This is a genomic window from Streptomyces sp. NPDC050704, assembly GCF_040654355.1.
Classification (GTDB): Bacteria; Actinomycetota; Actinomycetes; order Streptomycetales; family Streptomycetaceae; genus Streptomyces.
On sequence record NZ_JBFAHW010000011.1, the window covers coordinates 102,091 to 116,428 of the forward strand.

The following is a 14,338-nucleotide window of genomic DNA, read 5'->3' on the forward strand; positions in this document are numbered from 1 at the left end:
CGAACGCCGTCCGTCGTCACAGTGGGCCCGGGCTCACTGTCACCGCGGTGACCCTGACCCGGCCGGAGTTCTGGAACCACAGGTCGAAGCGCACCTTCTCCCCGAGTTCCAGCGACGGCGGGTCGAGGACCGTCACCTTGATGGTCGACGGGTCCATGCGCAGGCTGCCGCCGGCGGGAACGGTGACGGGGTCGATGGACTTCGTACGGCTCTCGCCGTTCTCCGAGACCGTGCGGGCGAGCACGGTGACCCCGAGGTCCAGGGATGAGACGGACTCCAAGGTGTCCTTGTCGCCACCGGTGTTGCGGATGTAGAAGAAGGCCGCGGTGTTGGCGGAGTCGGCCGGCTGGAAGATACGGCCGTCGCTGACACTGATCTTCTGCGGTGGATCGCCGGCCGCCCCGGTCGCCGTGTAGGCGGTGAGCAGCAGCAGAACCGCCGCGCACGTGCCGGTCGGTATCAGCGCGGAGCGCACGGCGCCGGATGCGGCCAGTCGGCGCCACAGCGGGGCAGGGCGGTCAGCGGGCGCTGCTGACGCTGAGGTCATCGGATTCCTTCCGGGGACGGGTGTCGTCGGCGCCTTCCGTGTGACCGGAGTCGCGTGGAGCGGCCTGGAAGGCCCGCAGCCGCAGGCTGTTGGCGACCACGAGGACGGAGCTGGCGGACATCGCCACGGCGGCGAACATCGGGTTGAGCCAGCCGGTGGCGGCCAGCGGGACGGTGACGACGTTGTAGCCGAAGGCCCAGATGAGGTTGGCCCGGATGGTGGTCAGGGTCCTGCGGGTGAGCCGTACCGCTTCCACGACGGCCTGCATGTCCTCGCGTACGAGGGTGATGTCGGCCGCGCCGATCGCCGCGTCGGTTCCGCTGCCCATGGCGATGCCCAGGTCGGCCGAGGCCAGGGCGGCGGCGTCGTTGACTCCGTCGCCGATGACCGCCACGCGCCGTCCGTCCGCCTGGAGCATCGCGACGATGTCCGCCTTGCCCTCCGGGGTGATCCCGGCGTGCACCTCGTCGATGCCCACCTGTTCGGCCACGGCGTGGGCGGCGGCCGGGCTGTCGCCGGTCACCAGGATCGGCTCGATGCCGAGTACCTGCAGTTGGAACACGGCTTGGTCGCTGGAGGGCCGCAGGCTGTCGCCGACGGCGAGGACGGCGACGGGGCGGCCGTCCTCTTCGACGACCACGGCGGTGTGCGCGGCGGCTTCGGCACGCTCCAGGGCCTGCCGCAGCGTGTCGGGCAGTACGGTGTCGGGCCGCGGGCGCCCCACGGAGACCTCGCGGCCTTCGACCCGGCCGCGGACCCCGGACCCGGCCACGGCCCGGAAACCGGTCACCGGTGGCAGCGGCGCGCCGTCCGCGGCGCGGCGCGCGGCGGCGACGACGGCGCGGCCGATGGGGTGTTCGGAGCCGTACTCGACCGCTCCGGCCAGCCGCAGAACCCGCGCCGCGTCCTGGTCGGCGGCGCTTACGGTCGTCTGCAGGAGCGTCATGTGGCCGGTGGTGAGGGTGCCCGTCTTGTCGAAGACCACGGTGTCGACGCGCTGCAGCCGCTCCAGCGCCTCGGGCCCCCGGATGAGCACGCCGAGCTGCGCACCGCGCCCGGTGGCCGCCAGGAAGGCGGTCGGCGTGGCCAGGCCGAGCGCGCAGGGGCAGGCGACGACGAGGACGGCCACGGCTGCCGTGACGGCCGACTCGCCGTCCGCCCCGGCACCGAGCCAGAAGCCGAGCACCGTGCACGCCACCGCGATGATGGCGGGCACGAAGACACCCGCGACGGAGTCGGCGAGCCGCTGGATGCGGGCCTTGCCCGCCTGGGCGTCGGTCACCAGCCGGGTGATCCGGGCAAGCTGGGTGTCGGCACCGACCGCGGTGGCGCGGACCACGAGCAGCCCGCCGGCGTTGACGGCGGCGCCCACCACGGCGGATCCCGGGCCCACCTCCACCGGGGCGCTCTCGCCGGTGACCAAGGACAGGTCCAGAGCCGAACTGCCCTCGGCCACAACCCCGTCCGTGGCGACCTTCTCCCCCGGCCGCACCACGAACTCCTGCCCTACCCGGAGTTCGGAGATCGGGACCCGGCGACTGTCGCCGTCCTCCCTCAACTCGACGTCCTTGGCCCCGAGTTCGGCGAGCGCGCGGAGCGCCGAACCCGTTCCGTGCTTGGCCTTCGCCTCCAGGTACCGGCCGGCCAGCACGAAGAGCGGCACGCTCACCGCCGCTTCCAGATACAGGTGGGCGGTACCGGCCTCGGCGCCGGGCAGCAGGTTGAACGGCATACGCATGCCCGGTTTGCCCGCGCCCCCGAAGTACAGCGCGTAGCCGGACCACAGGAAGGACGCGACCACGCCGAGGGAGACCAGGGTGTCCATGGTCGCCGCGCCGTGGCGCAGTCCTTTCACGGCTCGTTCGTGGAACGGCCAGGCGCTCCACAGCACGACCACCGTGGTGAGGTTGAAGCAGATCCACTGCCAGTAGTCGAACTGCAGGGCCGGGACCATGGACAGCACCAGTACGGGCACCGAGAGCATGATCGTGATCCGCAGCCGGAACCGCTCGCTCTCGCCGGCGGCGGCCTCCGGCGATTCGCCCGACGCCTCCTGGTTCTCCGGTGCGGCGGGCGGCAGTTCGGCGGTGTAGCCCGCCTTCTCGACCGTGGAGATCAGCTCCTGCGAGGTCACCGCCGCGGGATGGGAGATCCGGGCCCGTCCGGTGGCCAGGTTGACCGTCGCCGTCACGCCCTCGACCCGGCCCAGCTTCTTCTCCACCCGCCCCACGCAGGCGGCACATGTCATCCCGCCGACCATCAGATCGGTGGTCACCGGGGATTCGTCCTGCGCCGGACGGTGGTCCGCGGACGTCATCGGCTCTCCCCCGCTGTGCGGTCCACGGCACCCATGCCGTGCATGTCCGACATTCCCGGCTCTCCGCCACCTCCCGGGTCTTCCACGGTCCGGTGCATTCCCGGGGCCACAGGGCCCGCCATGCGTCCGACGGCATACGAAGCAGCCGTCAGCGCGAACAGGAGCAAGATAAACCCCAGCAGAACAGGGGGTACGACGAAACTTCCCTTTTGGGTATCGGCCGACGGCATCAGAGTGCCTCCATGTGCTGCCATGAACTCCTCATGCGATATACCGTACGGGGGTACCGGGGAGAATCTCCACCCGGCCGGTGTGATGAAAAATCCCGGCACCACAGGGAACCAGGACGACTTCCCGTCCGACTACCAGAAAAGGGTTCCTCTTCATTCGCATCGGGAGTGAGTTACAACACGGCGCCAATTCGATCGAATTTGTAATCGATCTGGTCATCCATTCAACTTCCGGCCACCCCGCACGTGGCCGAAAATAGCGGGTTTGGTTGAGTCATCGCCATCAACGGGCCGCACCGGAAAATCACGGCCGATACGACCTCTGATCACCTTGGATTACCAGGTGCGCCCGGGTCCTCGGGATGTCGGCTCCCGGCATCGAGAAAGGACTGAACCGGTTCAGCAACCGGAATCTGAGCCAGTCCAAAAACAGGGGGAGATGGCTTGTGGCAGTGCACGGAGTGAGCCACGATCCAGAACAAGCCGCGCTCCGGGCGAGTCATTCACAGCCCACGAGCCGGCGAATTCGATGCGCAGCACATGTTCAGGGTCGCTGCCACCGCGATCAACTATCGCGGTGGTGCACGTGAAGCAAGGGATCCACCGCGCACGGCCTGGTGGACCTCAAGGGGGATTGTCCGGAAATGTCTGCACTGAAATCGCCATCCGCTCCACCGCGCCAACGTCTCGGACTGCCCCTGCTCGTCCTTGCCACAGCGCAGTTGGTCATCTCGCTCGACTTCAACATCGTCTACGTCGCCCTCCCCGGCATCGGCAGCGGGCTCGGCTTCTCCGACCAGGACCTCCAATGGGTGGTCAGCGCCTACGTCGTGGCCACCGGGGGGTTCCTCCTGCTCGGCGGGCGAGCCACCGACCTACTCGGCAGACGCCGGATCTTCGTCCTCGCCGCGCTGCTGTACGCCGTCTCGTCACTGGTGGGCGGGCTGTCCGGTTCCGCCGGCGTACTCGTCGCGGTGCGCGCCGTCCAGGGCATCGGCGGGGCCCTGCTGTTTCCCGCCACCCTCTCCCTGATCAACACGCTCTACGACGAGGGCCCGAGCCGTAACCGGGCACTGGCCGTATGGGGAGCCGCCGGAGCGGGCGGACTGTGCTTCGGCTCGCTGCTTGGCGGAGTCCTCGTGGACGCCTTCGGCTGGCCGTCGGTGTTCCTCGTCAACATCCCGCTGGCCGGCGGGATCGCGCTGGCCGGCGCACTGCTCTTCCCCGCCGACGGGCCGCTGTCCCGGCAACGGGATTTCGACCTCCCGGGCGCCCTGACCGCCACCGCGGGGATCACGCTGCTGGTCTTCGTCCTCGTGCACGCACCCGAAGCCGGCTGGGGCAGCCGCACCGTCCTGATCTGCGCGGCCCTCTCCGTCGCCCTGCTGTCGCTCTTCGCCCGCATCGAGGCGCGTACCAGCGATCCCCTCACACCGGCCCGGATGTTCGCCCACCGCGGCCTGGTCGGCGCCATGGCCCTGACCGCGCTGTTCAGCGCCACGTTCAGCTCCGTGCCCTACTTCCTGACCCTGTACTTCCAGACGGTGCACGGCTACAGCGCGCTGGGCACCGGACTCGCCTTCCTCGTGCCCGCCGTCGTCGTCGCCGCCGGAACACAGGCGGGCGAGAAGGCCGTGTCCGCCCTCGGGGTACGCACCACGATGCTGGGCGGCATGGCCGTGGGGGCCGTCGGCGCGCTGCTGCTCGCCGTCTCCCTCTCCGATGACGGCTCGTACGTGCGCCTGCTGCCCGGCATCGTGCTGCTGAGCCTGGGCCAGGGCGCCGCCTGGACCGGCATGTGGATCGCGGCCGCGGCCGGTGTCGCCCCCGGCGACCAGGGCATCGCCTCCGGCATGGCATCGACCACGCTGCAGGTGGGCGGCGCCGTGGGTCTGGCCGTGCTGGTCGCCGTCGCCAACGCCGGAGGCCACGACCTCGCCGGCGCCGCCCTGCTCGACGGGGTCCGTGACGCCGTGTACGTCATCGCCGCCGGAATCTGTCTCGGCGCCGTGGCCATCCTCACCCTCCGCAGGCACTCCCACCGGTAGAGGCCGCCACACCGCACCCGGCCTGCCCCGCCCTGCCCGCAGCCCCCCTCCCTCCTGTCTCTGAGCACCCGCACATCCGCACCCAGAGCACGACCACGAGGAGACACCGCTGTGTCCAGCATGTCCGCACGCCCGTTCAGCCCCTACGACCCGCCCCCCGCACCGCCGGAGCGGTCAGCCGTCCTGTGCGGGCTGGCCGGCTGGGTCCCCCCGAACGTCGTGACCAACGAGGAACTGTCCCAGCGGCTCGACACCAGCCACGACTGGATCCGAACCCGGACCGGGATCAACCAGCGGCACGTCGCCGAGCCCGGCCAGGCGACCTCCGACCTGGCGGTGGAGGCCGGCCGACGCGCGCTGCTCTCCACGGGCACACAGACCGCGGACGCGGTCATCGTCGCCACCACCTCCCCGGACCGCTCCTGCCCGGCCACCGCCCCACTCGTCGCCGACAGACTGGGCCTGACGGGAGCGGCGGCGTTCGACATCAGCGCCGTCTGCACCGGATTCGTGTACGGACTGGCCACGGCCGCCGGTCTGATCGCGGCCGGTGTGGCCGAACGGGTCCTGCTCATCGGCGCGGACACCTACTCCACGATCGTCGACCCGCAGGACCGCGCCAACGCGATCATCTTCGGGGACGGGGCCGGAGCGGTCGTCCTGCGGGCCGGACGACCCGACGAGCCCGGCGCCGTCGGCCACTTCGACCTCGGCAGTGACGGCACCGGGGAAGAGCTGATCATGGTGGCGGCCGGCGGCTCCCGGCAGCGGTCGGCGCCGGGCGAGGTGAGCCCGCGGGACCACCATTTCTCGATGCGCGGCAAAGAGGTCTACCGGCATGCGGTCACACGTATGACGGCCTCGGCACGCACGACACTCGCCCTCGCCGACTACAAGGCCGAGGACATCGACCACTTCGTTCCCCACCAGGCGAACCTGCGCATCCTGCGTTCGGTGGCGGAAGACCTCGGACTGCCCCCGGAACGCTGCGTGTCCAACGTCGGGTCCGTGGGCAACACCGGCGCCGCGTCCATCCCCCTCGCGCTGGCCGACGCGGCCTCCGACCAGACCATCCAGCCGGGGGAGCGCGTCCTGCTGACCGCGTTCGGAGGCGGCCTCACCTGGGGCTCCTGCCTCCTGAGCTGGCCCGACCTCCCCCGGATCAGCCATCCGTACGACAAAGGAGGAGTACTCGCATCATGAGCACCACCTACGACCAACTGGTCGCGATCCTCGCGAAGTTGCACGATGCGCCCGCCGGCCGGATCCGCCCGGATGTCACCTTCGCCGGGCTGGACGTCGACTCGCTGACCATGGTCGAGATCAGCATGCGCATCGAACGTGACCTCGGCGTCACCGTCGAGGACAACGAACTCCAGGAGGACCTCACGCTGGACGCGACCGCCAAGCTCATCGACTCGAAACTCGCCCGGTAACCGTCACCAGCAGAAAGCGGAGAACCATGGAGATCAAGGCACAGACCGGCAAGGAAATCGGCGCCGCCGTCGAGGGATTCGACTACGCCACCGCCTCACCGGCGGACATCGAGAAGCTCAAGGAGACGGTCTACACCAAGAAGATCGCGGTCCTCAAGAACCAGGACCTGACGCCGCAGCAGTTCCTCGAACTCGGCGAGCTGCTGGGCCGTCCGGAGACCTACTACGAGCCCATGTACAAGCACCCGGAGGTCGAGGAGATATTCGTCTCCTCGAATGTACCGAAGGACGGCAAACAGATAGGCGTGCCGAAGACAGGCAAATTCTGGCACGCGGACTACCAGTTCATGCCGGACCCGTTCGGCCTCACCCTCATCTACCCGCAGGTGATACCCGAGAAGAACCGGGGCACCTACTTCATCGACATGGGGAAGGCGTACGAGAGGCTCCCCGAGGAACTCAGGAAGGAACTCGCGGGAACGTACTGCCGGCACTCGGTGCGCAAGTACTTCAAGATCCGTCCGCATGATGTGTACCGGCCGATCTCCGAGATCATCGACGAGGTCGAGACGAAGACCCCGGCCGTCGTCAAGCCGGCCACCTTCACCCACCCCATGACCGGCGAGACGGTCCTCTACATCAGCGAGGGCTTCACCGTCGGCATCGAGGACGAGGACGGCAAGCCGCTGGAGTCGGACCTGCTCCACCAGCTCTTCGAGGCCACCGGGCAGCTCGACGACACCTTCGCCCACGGCAACATCCACCTGCAGAGCTTCGAGAAGGGCGACCTGCTGGTCTGGGACAACCGCAGCCTCATCCACCGGGCCCGGCACACCACCACGCCCGAGCCGACCGTCTCCTTCCGGCTGACCGTGCACGACGAGCGCAAGCTCTACGAAGAGGCCGCGGCATGAGCGCGAAGGCCGCCGTCCAACTGGATTCACCGTTACGGGAATTCGAAAGCGACGATGAACTCCTGTTACAGGTACTGAGGCCGTACAAGGCGAACTGCAAGTATCTCAAATCCGCTTCGGTCAGCTCGCAGTCCGGTCGTGTGACGGCGCAGTGCGAGTTCGCCATCCCGGAATCCTGCTATATCGACGACACCGGGCATCTCAACGCCGTCGAGGTGAACATCAGCTACAACCAGATGATGTACTACGCCGTCGCCAAGTCGGTGAAAGAGGGTCTGCTGGAGGACTTCAGTACGTGGACACTTGACGACTACTGGCGCCATCAGCTCCCGGACATCCTCATCGCCCGCTTCGGCGGTAATTTCCGGCGCCCCATCAACGCCCGCTCCTTCTCCGGAGAGATCGAATTCCTGTCGGTGGAAAGGCGGTCACCCGGCGGAAACCCGCTGATTGTCGCCGACACCTCCTACCGCTACTGGGACAGCGCGGGCGGCCGATGCGACGGCGAAGTGAAACTCGCCGTCGTGAACGGACCGTAAGCAGGAACCGATCCCCCGGCGCGCCGCCGCCACCTGGCGGCGCGCTTTCGGACGACCCAGAGCGGAGAGCCCGGACATGGCCGAACTGTCAGCACCGCTGAAGACCGGCAGCGAACTGCACCACCCGGAACTGAAGACCCTTGTCGACACGGCACACTTCCACGCCGAGCACCGACCGCTGGCCACCGCCGTGCTCTGCGAAGGGCGCAGCCTCACCTACGAACAGCTCCACCGCGAGAGCAACCGCGTCGCCCACGCCATCCGCGCCGCGGGAGCGGCTCCGGGCGCCCGGATCGCGTATCTGGGCAAGGAGTCCGAGCACTACTACGAGATCCTCTTCGGGTGCGCCAAGAGCGAGACCGTCCTGGTGCCCATCAACTGGCGGCTGACCGCTCCCGAGGTCAGCCACATCCTCCAGGACTCCGGGAGCGAACTGCTCTTCCTGGAGGAGGACTTCGCGCCCGTCCTGGAGCGACTGCCGGCCGCGCCCCCGAAGACGGTCGTCCGGCTGGGCTCCGCCGACGGCTTCCCGGCCTGGAAGGCGGCCCGGCCCGACACCGACCTCGTACCCTCCGCCGACCCCGACACCCCGGTCGCCCAGCTCTACACCAGCGGCACCACCGGCCTGCCCAAGGGTGTCGTCCTGGCCCATCGCAGCTTCTTCGCGATCCGTGACGCCCTCGCGGGTGCGGGTCTCGACTGGATCGACTGGCGCACCGGCGACACGGCCCTGGTCGGCATACCCGGATTCCACGTAGGCGGTCTGTGGTGGGCCACCCAGAACTTCAACGCCGGCGTGACCGTCGTGGCGATGCGCGCCTTCGCGGCCCGCGACGCGATCGACCTCATCCGCGACCTGGGCATCACCACCGCCTGCGTCGTCCCCGCGATGCTCCGCATGATGCTGACCGAACCCGGGGCCGCACCGGGTGACTTCACGACACTCCGCAAAATCGTGTACGGCGGGTCGCCGATCTCCGAAGCACTGCTCGAAGAGAGCCTGGCCATGTTCGGAGCCGAGTTCGCCCAGATCTACGGACTCACCGAGACCGGCAACACCGCCGTCTGCCTGCCGCCGGCCGACCACGTCCCCGGCCACCCCCGCATGCAGGCAGCGGGCCACCCCTACCCCGGCGTCCGCAGCAAGGTGATCGACGACGACGGCCGCGAACTGCCGCCGGGCGCGATCGGCGAGGTGTGCCTGGCCACCCCGGCCCACATGGTCGAGTACTGGGGTCTGCCCGACAAGACCGCCGAGACCCTGGTCGACGGCTGGATCCACACCGGGGACGCCGGATACGTCGACGAGGACGGCTACATCTTCATCCGCGACCGCATCAAGGACGCGATCCTCGTCGCGGGTGAGAACGTCTACCCCGCCGAGATCGAGAACGCGCTGGAGCACCACCCCGGCGTGGCCGAGGCGGTGATCGTGGGCGCCCCCGACGAGCAGTGGGGAGAGACCGTCCACGCCTTCGTCGTGGCGGTTCCCGGACAGCAACCGGCCCCCCGGGACCTGCACCGCTTCCTCATCGACCGGCTCGCCGGTTTCAAGCTGCCGGCCCGGTACGAGTTCATCGACCACGTCCCGCGCAACCCGAGCGGGAAGATCCTCCGCCGGGAGCTGCGCGACCGCTTCTGGAACGACTCCGAACGCAAGGTCAACTGACCGGCACACAGCTGCGACCCACCAGCCGACCAAGAGAGAGCGACATGTCTGAGCCCCTGACGCCGGCGGGCTTCCGTGCGGACCTGGCGGAGTTCCTGCATCAGCAACCCGACGAAGTCGACCTGGAAGAGAACCCCCTCTACGCGGGCCTGGACTCGCTGCGTATCACCACCCTGGCCGCACGATGGCGGGAGGCCGGCGCGGACGTGAGCTTCCTGGAGCTCGCGGAACGCACCTCGTTCGCCCAGTGGTGGCAACTGTTGTCCGAACGCCAGGCGGGAGCATCCCATGCCGACGCCTGACGCACACGGCGAGCGGCACCCGCTGCTGGCCGGCCAGGAAGGCATCTGGACCGGCCAGCAACTCGACCTGGGCAGCCCCGCCTACAACACGGCCGAATACGTGCGGATCCACGGACCGGTGGACCCCGCCGCCTTCGAGGCGGCGCTGCGCCACACGGTCGCCGAAGTCGAGGCCCTGAACGTCCGCTTCGTCGTCGACGGCCACGGGCAGCCCTGGCAGCAGAGCGTTCCCGGCATCGACTGGCACCCGCACATCGCCGACCTCACCACCGACGCGGACCCGCACCAGGCCGCCCTCGACTGGATGGCGGACGACATCGCCCGCCCGGTCGAACTGGAGCACGGCCCCGTCTTCGGCCACGCTCTGCTGCGCACGGCCCCCGACGAGTTCCTCTGGTATCACCGCGTGCACCACATCGCACTCGACGGCTTCGGCCTCGCCCTGGTCGCACAGCGCGTGGCGCAGGTCTACACCGCCCTGGTGGAAGGCGCGCCCCTCGGCGACAGCGGCTTCGGAACCCTGGAGTCGGTGCGGCAGGAGGAGCGCGCGTACCGCGAGTCGAAGCGCTTCGCGGCAGACCGGGCGTACTGGACAGAGCGGTTCGCGGACCGCCCGGCGGTGGCAAGCCTCGCCGAAGGACAGGCACTCCCGGGGCGGGACTTCCTGCGCCGTGTCACGGACCTCGATCCGGGTGATGTGGAGGCGCTGCACTCCGTCGCCCGCGAGCTCTCGGTGTCCTGGTCCGATGTGGTCCTTGCCGCCACCGCGGCGTACGTCCAGCGGGCCACCGGAGCGCCCGAAATCGTTCTCAGCCTGCCCGCCATGGGCCGCCTCGGCTCGGTATCGCTGCGGGTGCCGAGCATGGTGCGCAACATCCTGCCGCTGCGCGTCGCCGTCGACGAGCAGGACAGCCTGCGCGACCTCGCGGTGCGGGTGTCCGGCGAGCTGCGGGCCGGGCTGCCGCACCAGCGGTACCGCTACGAGCAGTTGCGGCGCGATCTGAAGCTGGTCGGCGGAAAGCGCCGGCTGTCCGGGCCCGGCGTCAACATCATGCCGTTCGAGTACGACCTGCGCTTCGCCGGACACCGCAGCACCGTCCACAACGTGTCCGCGGGGCCGGTCGACGACCTGGCGGTCAACGTGTACGACCGCGCGGGGGGTTCGGGCCTGCGGATCGCCGTCGACGCCAACCCGGACCTCTACGACGAGGCGGAACTGGCCGCACACCAACAGGAGTTGCTCGGCCTGCTGCGCGAGGCGGTCGCCGCGCCGGCCCAGGTGATCGGCGGGCACCGGCCCGTCACCGTGCTCGACGGCGGACCGCTCCCCCGGCCCGCCCGGCCGGTGCTGAGCCTGATCGCCGACCACGCCGCCCGGCGGGGCGGCGCCACCGCCGTCGAACACGACGGGCAGCACATCACCTACGCGGAGCTGTTCGGCTCCGCACGGCACCTCGCGCGGCGGCTCGCGACCCAGCACGTCGGACCGGACGCGCTGGTGGCCGTCGTCCTGCCGCGCGGCATCGACGCCGTCACCGCGATCCTCGGCGTCCTGCTCTCCGGGGCCGCGTACTGCCCGCTCGACCCGGGCGCCCCGGAGTCCCGTACGGCGGCGCTCCTGGAGGACGCGAAACCGGCCCTCGTCCTCACCACCGGCGCGTACGCCGCCCGGTTCCCGGACCGTGACGTGCTGCTGCTCGACTCCCCGGACGCCGATGTCCTGGCACCGGCCTCGGCCGCGGGCGCCGCGGACGATCCGGCGTACGTCATCCACACCTCGGGATCCACCGGCCGACCCAAGGGCGTGGAGATCAGCCACGGCGCGCTGGCCACCTTCGTCGCCGGTGCGGCCCACCGCTACGGGCTGCGCCAGGACGACCGTGTCCTGCAGTTCGCGCCCCTGCACTTCGACGCCAGCGTCGAGGAGATCTTCCTCACCCTGTGCACCGGCGCGACGCTCGTCGTCCGCACCGACGAGATGACCGAGTCGGTGGGCCAACTCATGGACGCCTGCGACCGGCTGCGGATCAGCGTGCTCGACCTCCCCACCGCCTACTGGCACGAACTGGCCTACGCCGTCTCGACCGGCGCCGCGGCCCTGCCCGCCGAGGTGCGGACCGTCATCATCGGAGGCGAGGCCGCGCTGCCCGAACGCGTCGGCCGCTGGCGGGAGTCGGTCGGCCCGTCGGTGCGGCTGTTCAACACCTACGGCCCGACCGAGGCGACCGTGGTCGCCACCGTCGCCGCACTCCACGACCCCGCCCTGGCCCCCGGCGACGTGCCGATCGGGGTCCCGCTGCCCGGCATGCGGGCCGCCGTCGTCGGCGGTGAGCTGTACCTCGTCGGCGACGCGCTGGCCCTCGGCTACCGGGGCGACCGGATGCTGGACGACACCCGGTTCGCGCCGCTGCCCCAACTGCCCGGCAGCCCCCGCGGCTACCGCACCGGTGATCTGGTGCGGCTCGGCGACGACGGACAACTGCGGTTCGTCGGGCGGGCCGACGACGAGTTCAAGATCAGTGGCCACCGCGTGCAGCCGGCCGAGGTCGAGACCGTCCTCCTCGCGCACCCGCGGATCCGTGAAGCCGCCGTGGTCGGCCAGGTGCTGCCGGACGGAACACGGCGGCTCGCCGCACACGTCGTCACCGAAGACCCCGCACCGACGGCGGCCCAGGTCCGGGAACATCTGCGGGCGACGCTGCCGGCGGCGATGGTCCCGTCCGCCGTGGAGTTCACCGACCGGCTGCCCCGCACCGGCTCGGGAAAGATCGACAGGAACGCGCTCAGCACCGTCGTGGAGAGCGTGACCACCACCGCCGCGGCCACCAGCAATTCCCTGGAACAGGCCATCACGGGCATCTGGGAGCAGATTCTGGGCGCCGGGCACATCTCGCCCCACGACGACGTCTTCGACCTCGGAGCCCAGTCGCTCCAGGCCATCCAGGTCGCCAACCGGCTCGGCGTTGAGCTGGCACGGGAAGTGCGCGTCGCCTGGCTCTTCCAGCACCCGACGGCCGCCGAACTCGCCCGCCACCTGGAGCAGAGGGACGCGCCGACGCCGGCCTCCGGCCTTCCGGAGACCGTCCTCGCCGACGCCGTCCTCACCGACGCCGTGCTCGACGAGGACATAACGCCCGCCGCCCTCGTCGGTACCCGGGGCGCGCCGCGCAGGATCCTGCTCACCGGCGCCACCGGATTCGTCGGCTCACACCTGCTGGCCGAACTCCTGAGCGCGACCGATGCCGAGATCGTCTGCCCGGTCCGCGCGACGAGTCCGGCCGAAGCCGCCGACCGCGTCCGCCGGGCCCTGACCGACCAGCAGCTTCCGCTCCCCGCCGACCCGCGGCGCGTCACCGCCCTGCCCGCCGACCTCGCCCGGCCCCATCTCGGGCTCGGTGCCGCCCGGTTCGCGGAACTGGCCGAGACCTGCGACGCGATCTTCCACAACGCCGCGACGGTCAGCATCATGCGCGACTACACCAGCCTGCGCGCCGCCAACACCGAGTCCACCCGCCTGCTGCTGCGCATGGCATCGGTACGTTCGGTCCCGCTGCACCTCGTCTCGACCCTGTCCGTCGCCCCGCCCCGCGGCGCCGCCCCCGAAGTGCCCGAGGCGTTCCTGCCGCCGCACCCCGGGCTCGTCTACGGCTACCAGCAGTCCAAGTGGGCCTCCGAGCGGCTGCTGGAACAGGCCGCCGAGCGCGGGCTGCCGGTCACGCTGCACCGTCTCGGCCGGGTCGTCGGAGCGCCGGACACCGGCTATGTGAACGAGCGGGACTTCCTGTGGAGCGTGCTCCGGTCGGGCATCCCCGCCGGCATCGTGCCCGACCTGTTCGACGCGGAGGTCTGGACTCCGGTGGACTACGTCGCCCGAGCCGTCGTACGGCTGTCCCTGACGACTCCGCCGTCCGGCACGGTCTTCAACCACGCCCCCGTACCGCAGATCCGGCTGGCCGACCTCTACGACTGGGTGCGGGAGTACGGATACGCGGCAGAGCGGCTCCCCTTGGCGCAGTGGCGTACGCGACTGCCCCGTGCCGCCGACGTGGCCGCGACGACCGGCGCGTTCTTCGACTCCTGGTCCGACAACGGTGCCGCCGAAAACAGCGACGCCGAACCCGACCTCGGACTGGGCCACGTCCGGGCCGACAACGTCCTGCGCGGACTCGAAGGCACCGGCATCTCCTGCCCACAGGCCGACCGCGCACTGGTGTTCCGCTACCTCGACCACTGCGTCAAGACCGGAATACTCCCGGCTCCGGCCGCGAGAGAGGTCTGACTTCTGGGAACCCGGGCGGACTTCGCGCCGACTACCTGAGCGGAGTCCGCCCTACCC

At 70.2% G+C, this 14,338-nt stretch carries 10 protein-coding genes; 8 read left to right on the forward strand and 2 right to left on the reverse strand.

Annotated features, from left to right (window positions below):
• Nucleotides 1-16: 16 nt before the first annotated feature.
• On the reverse strand, nucleotides 17-547 hold the full coding sequence (locus AB0I18_RS08710) for a copper chaperone PCu(A)C (RefSeq protein WP_363104663.1): 531 nt from the start codon (nucleotides 545-547) through the stop codon (nucleotides 17-19).
• Complete coding sequence (locus AB0I18_RS08715; protein ID WP_363104664.1) at nucleotides 519-2,864, reverse strand: heavy metal translocating P-type ATPase; 2,346 nt, start codon at nucleotides 2,862-2,864, stop codon at nucleotides 519-521. The genes AB0I18_RS08710 and AB0I18_RS08715 overlap by 29 nt, the downstream gene beginning before the upstream one ends.
• Nucleotides 2,865-3,738: 874 nt before the next feature.
• Between AB0I18_RS08715 and AB0I18_RS08720 the strand changes: the two genes are divergently transcribed.
• The 8 genes from AB0I18_RS08720 (at nucleotide 3,739) to AB0I18_RS08755 (ending at nucleotide 14,281) form a co-directional block, all read left to right on the forward strand.
• Complete coding sequence (locus AB0I18_RS08720; protein ID WP_363104665.1) at nucleotides 3,739-5,142, forward strand: MFS transporter; 1,404 nt, start codon at nucleotides 3,739-3,741, stop codon at nucleotides 5,140-5,142.
• A 120-nt stretch (nucleotides 5,143-5,262) separates the two neighbouring features.
• A complete protein-coding gene (locus AB0I18_RS08725; protein ID WP_363104720.1) occupies nucleotides 5,263-6,345 on the forward strand; it encodes a beta-ketoacyl-ACP synthase III in 1,083 nt (360 codons plus the stop codon).
• Nucleotides 6,342-6,578 carry an acyl carrier protein gene (locus AB0I18_RS08730; protein WP_363104666.1) on the forward strand — a complete coding sequence of 79 codons (237 nt, stop codon included), beginning with the start codon at nucleotides 6,342-6,344 and terminating at the stop codon, nucleotides 6,576-6,578. Before AB0I18_RS08725 ends, AB0I18_RS08730 begins: the two co-directional genes overlap by 4 nt.
• 26 nt (nucleotides 6,579-6,604) lie before the next feature.
• Entirely contained in the window at nucleotides 6,605-7,492 is an 888-nt protein-coding gene (locus AB0I18_RS08735; protein ID WP_363104667.1) for a TauD/TfdA family dioxygenase, read from the forward strand.
• A complete protein-coding gene (locus AB0I18_RS08740; RefSeq protein ID WP_363104668.1) occupies nucleotides 7,489-8,031 on the forward strand; it encodes an FcoT family thioesterase in 543 nt (180 codons plus the stop codon). Before AB0I18_RS08735 ends, AB0I18_RS08740 begins: the two co-directional genes overlap by 4 nt.
• A gap of 76 nt (nucleotides 8,032-8,107) precedes the next feature.
• The gene (locus tag AB0I18_RS08745) at nucleotides 8,108-9,700 is read left to right on the forward strand and encodes a long-chain-fatty-acid--CoA ligase (protein ID WP_363104669.1); all 1,593 of its coding nucleotides are present in this window, start codon (nucleotides 8,108-8,110) and stop codon (nucleotides 9,698-9,700) included.
• A gap of 44 nt (nucleotides 9,701-9,744) precedes the next feature.
• The gene (locus AB0I18_RS08750; RefSeq protein ID WP_363104670.1) at nucleotides 9,745-10,002 is read left to right on the forward strand and encodes a phosphopantetheine-binding protein; all 258 of its coding nucleotides are present in this window, start codon (nucleotides 9,745-9,747) and stop codon (nucleotides 10,000-10,002) included.
• Entirely contained in the window at nucleotides 9,989-14,281 is a 4,293-nt protein-coding gene (locus AB0I18_RS08755) for an amino acid adenylation domain-containing protein (RefSeq protein WP_363104671.1), read from the forward strand. Before AB0I18_RS08750 ends, AB0I18_RS08755 begins: the two co-directional genes overlap by 14 nt.
• Nucleotides 14,282-14,338 lie beyond the last annotated feature (57 nt).

Bases quoted from the DNA above. Each gene is read 5' to 3' on its own strand.
- AB0I18_RS08710 (WP_363104663.1), bottom strand. From the start codon at position 547: ATGACCTCAGCGTCAGCAGCGCCCGCTGACCGCCCTGCCCCGCTGTGG.
- AB0I18_RS08715 (WP_363104664.1), bottom strand. From the start codon at position 2,864: ATGACGTCCGCGGACCACCGTCCGGCGCAGGACGAATCCCCGGTGACC.
- AB0I18_RS08720 (WP_363104665.1), top strand. From the start codon at position 3,739: ATGTCTGCACTGAAATCGCCATCCGCTCCACCGCGCCAACGTCTCGGA.
- AB0I18_RS08725 (WP_363104720.1), top strand. From the start codon at position 5,263: ATGTCCGCACGCCCGTTCAGCCCCTACGACCCGCCCCCCGCACCGCCG.
- AB0I18_RS08730 (WP_363104666.1), top strand. From the start codon at position 6,342: ATGAGCACCACCTACGACCAACTGGTCGCGATCCTCGCGAAGTTGCAC.
- AB0I18_RS08735 (WP_363104667.1), top strand. From the start codon at position 6,605: ATGGAGATCAAGGCACAGACCGGCAAGGAAATCGGCGCCGCCGTCGAG.
- AB0I18_RS08740 (WP_363104668.1), top strand. From the start codon at position 7,489: ATGAGCGCGAAGGCCGCCGTCCAACTGGATTCACCGTTACGGGAATTC.
- AB0I18_RS08745 (WP_363104669.1), top strand. From the start codon at position 8,108: ATGGCCGAACTGTCAGCACCGCTGAAGACCGGCAGCGAACTGCACCAC.
- AB0I18_RS08750 (WP_363104670.1), top strand. From the start codon at position 9,745: ATGTCTGAGCCCCTGACGCCGGCGGGCTTCCGTGCGGACCTGGCGGAG.
- AB0I18_RS08755 (WP_363104671.1), top strand. From the start codon at position 9,989: ATGCCGACGCCTGACGCACACGGCGAGCGGCACCCGCTGCTGGCCGGC.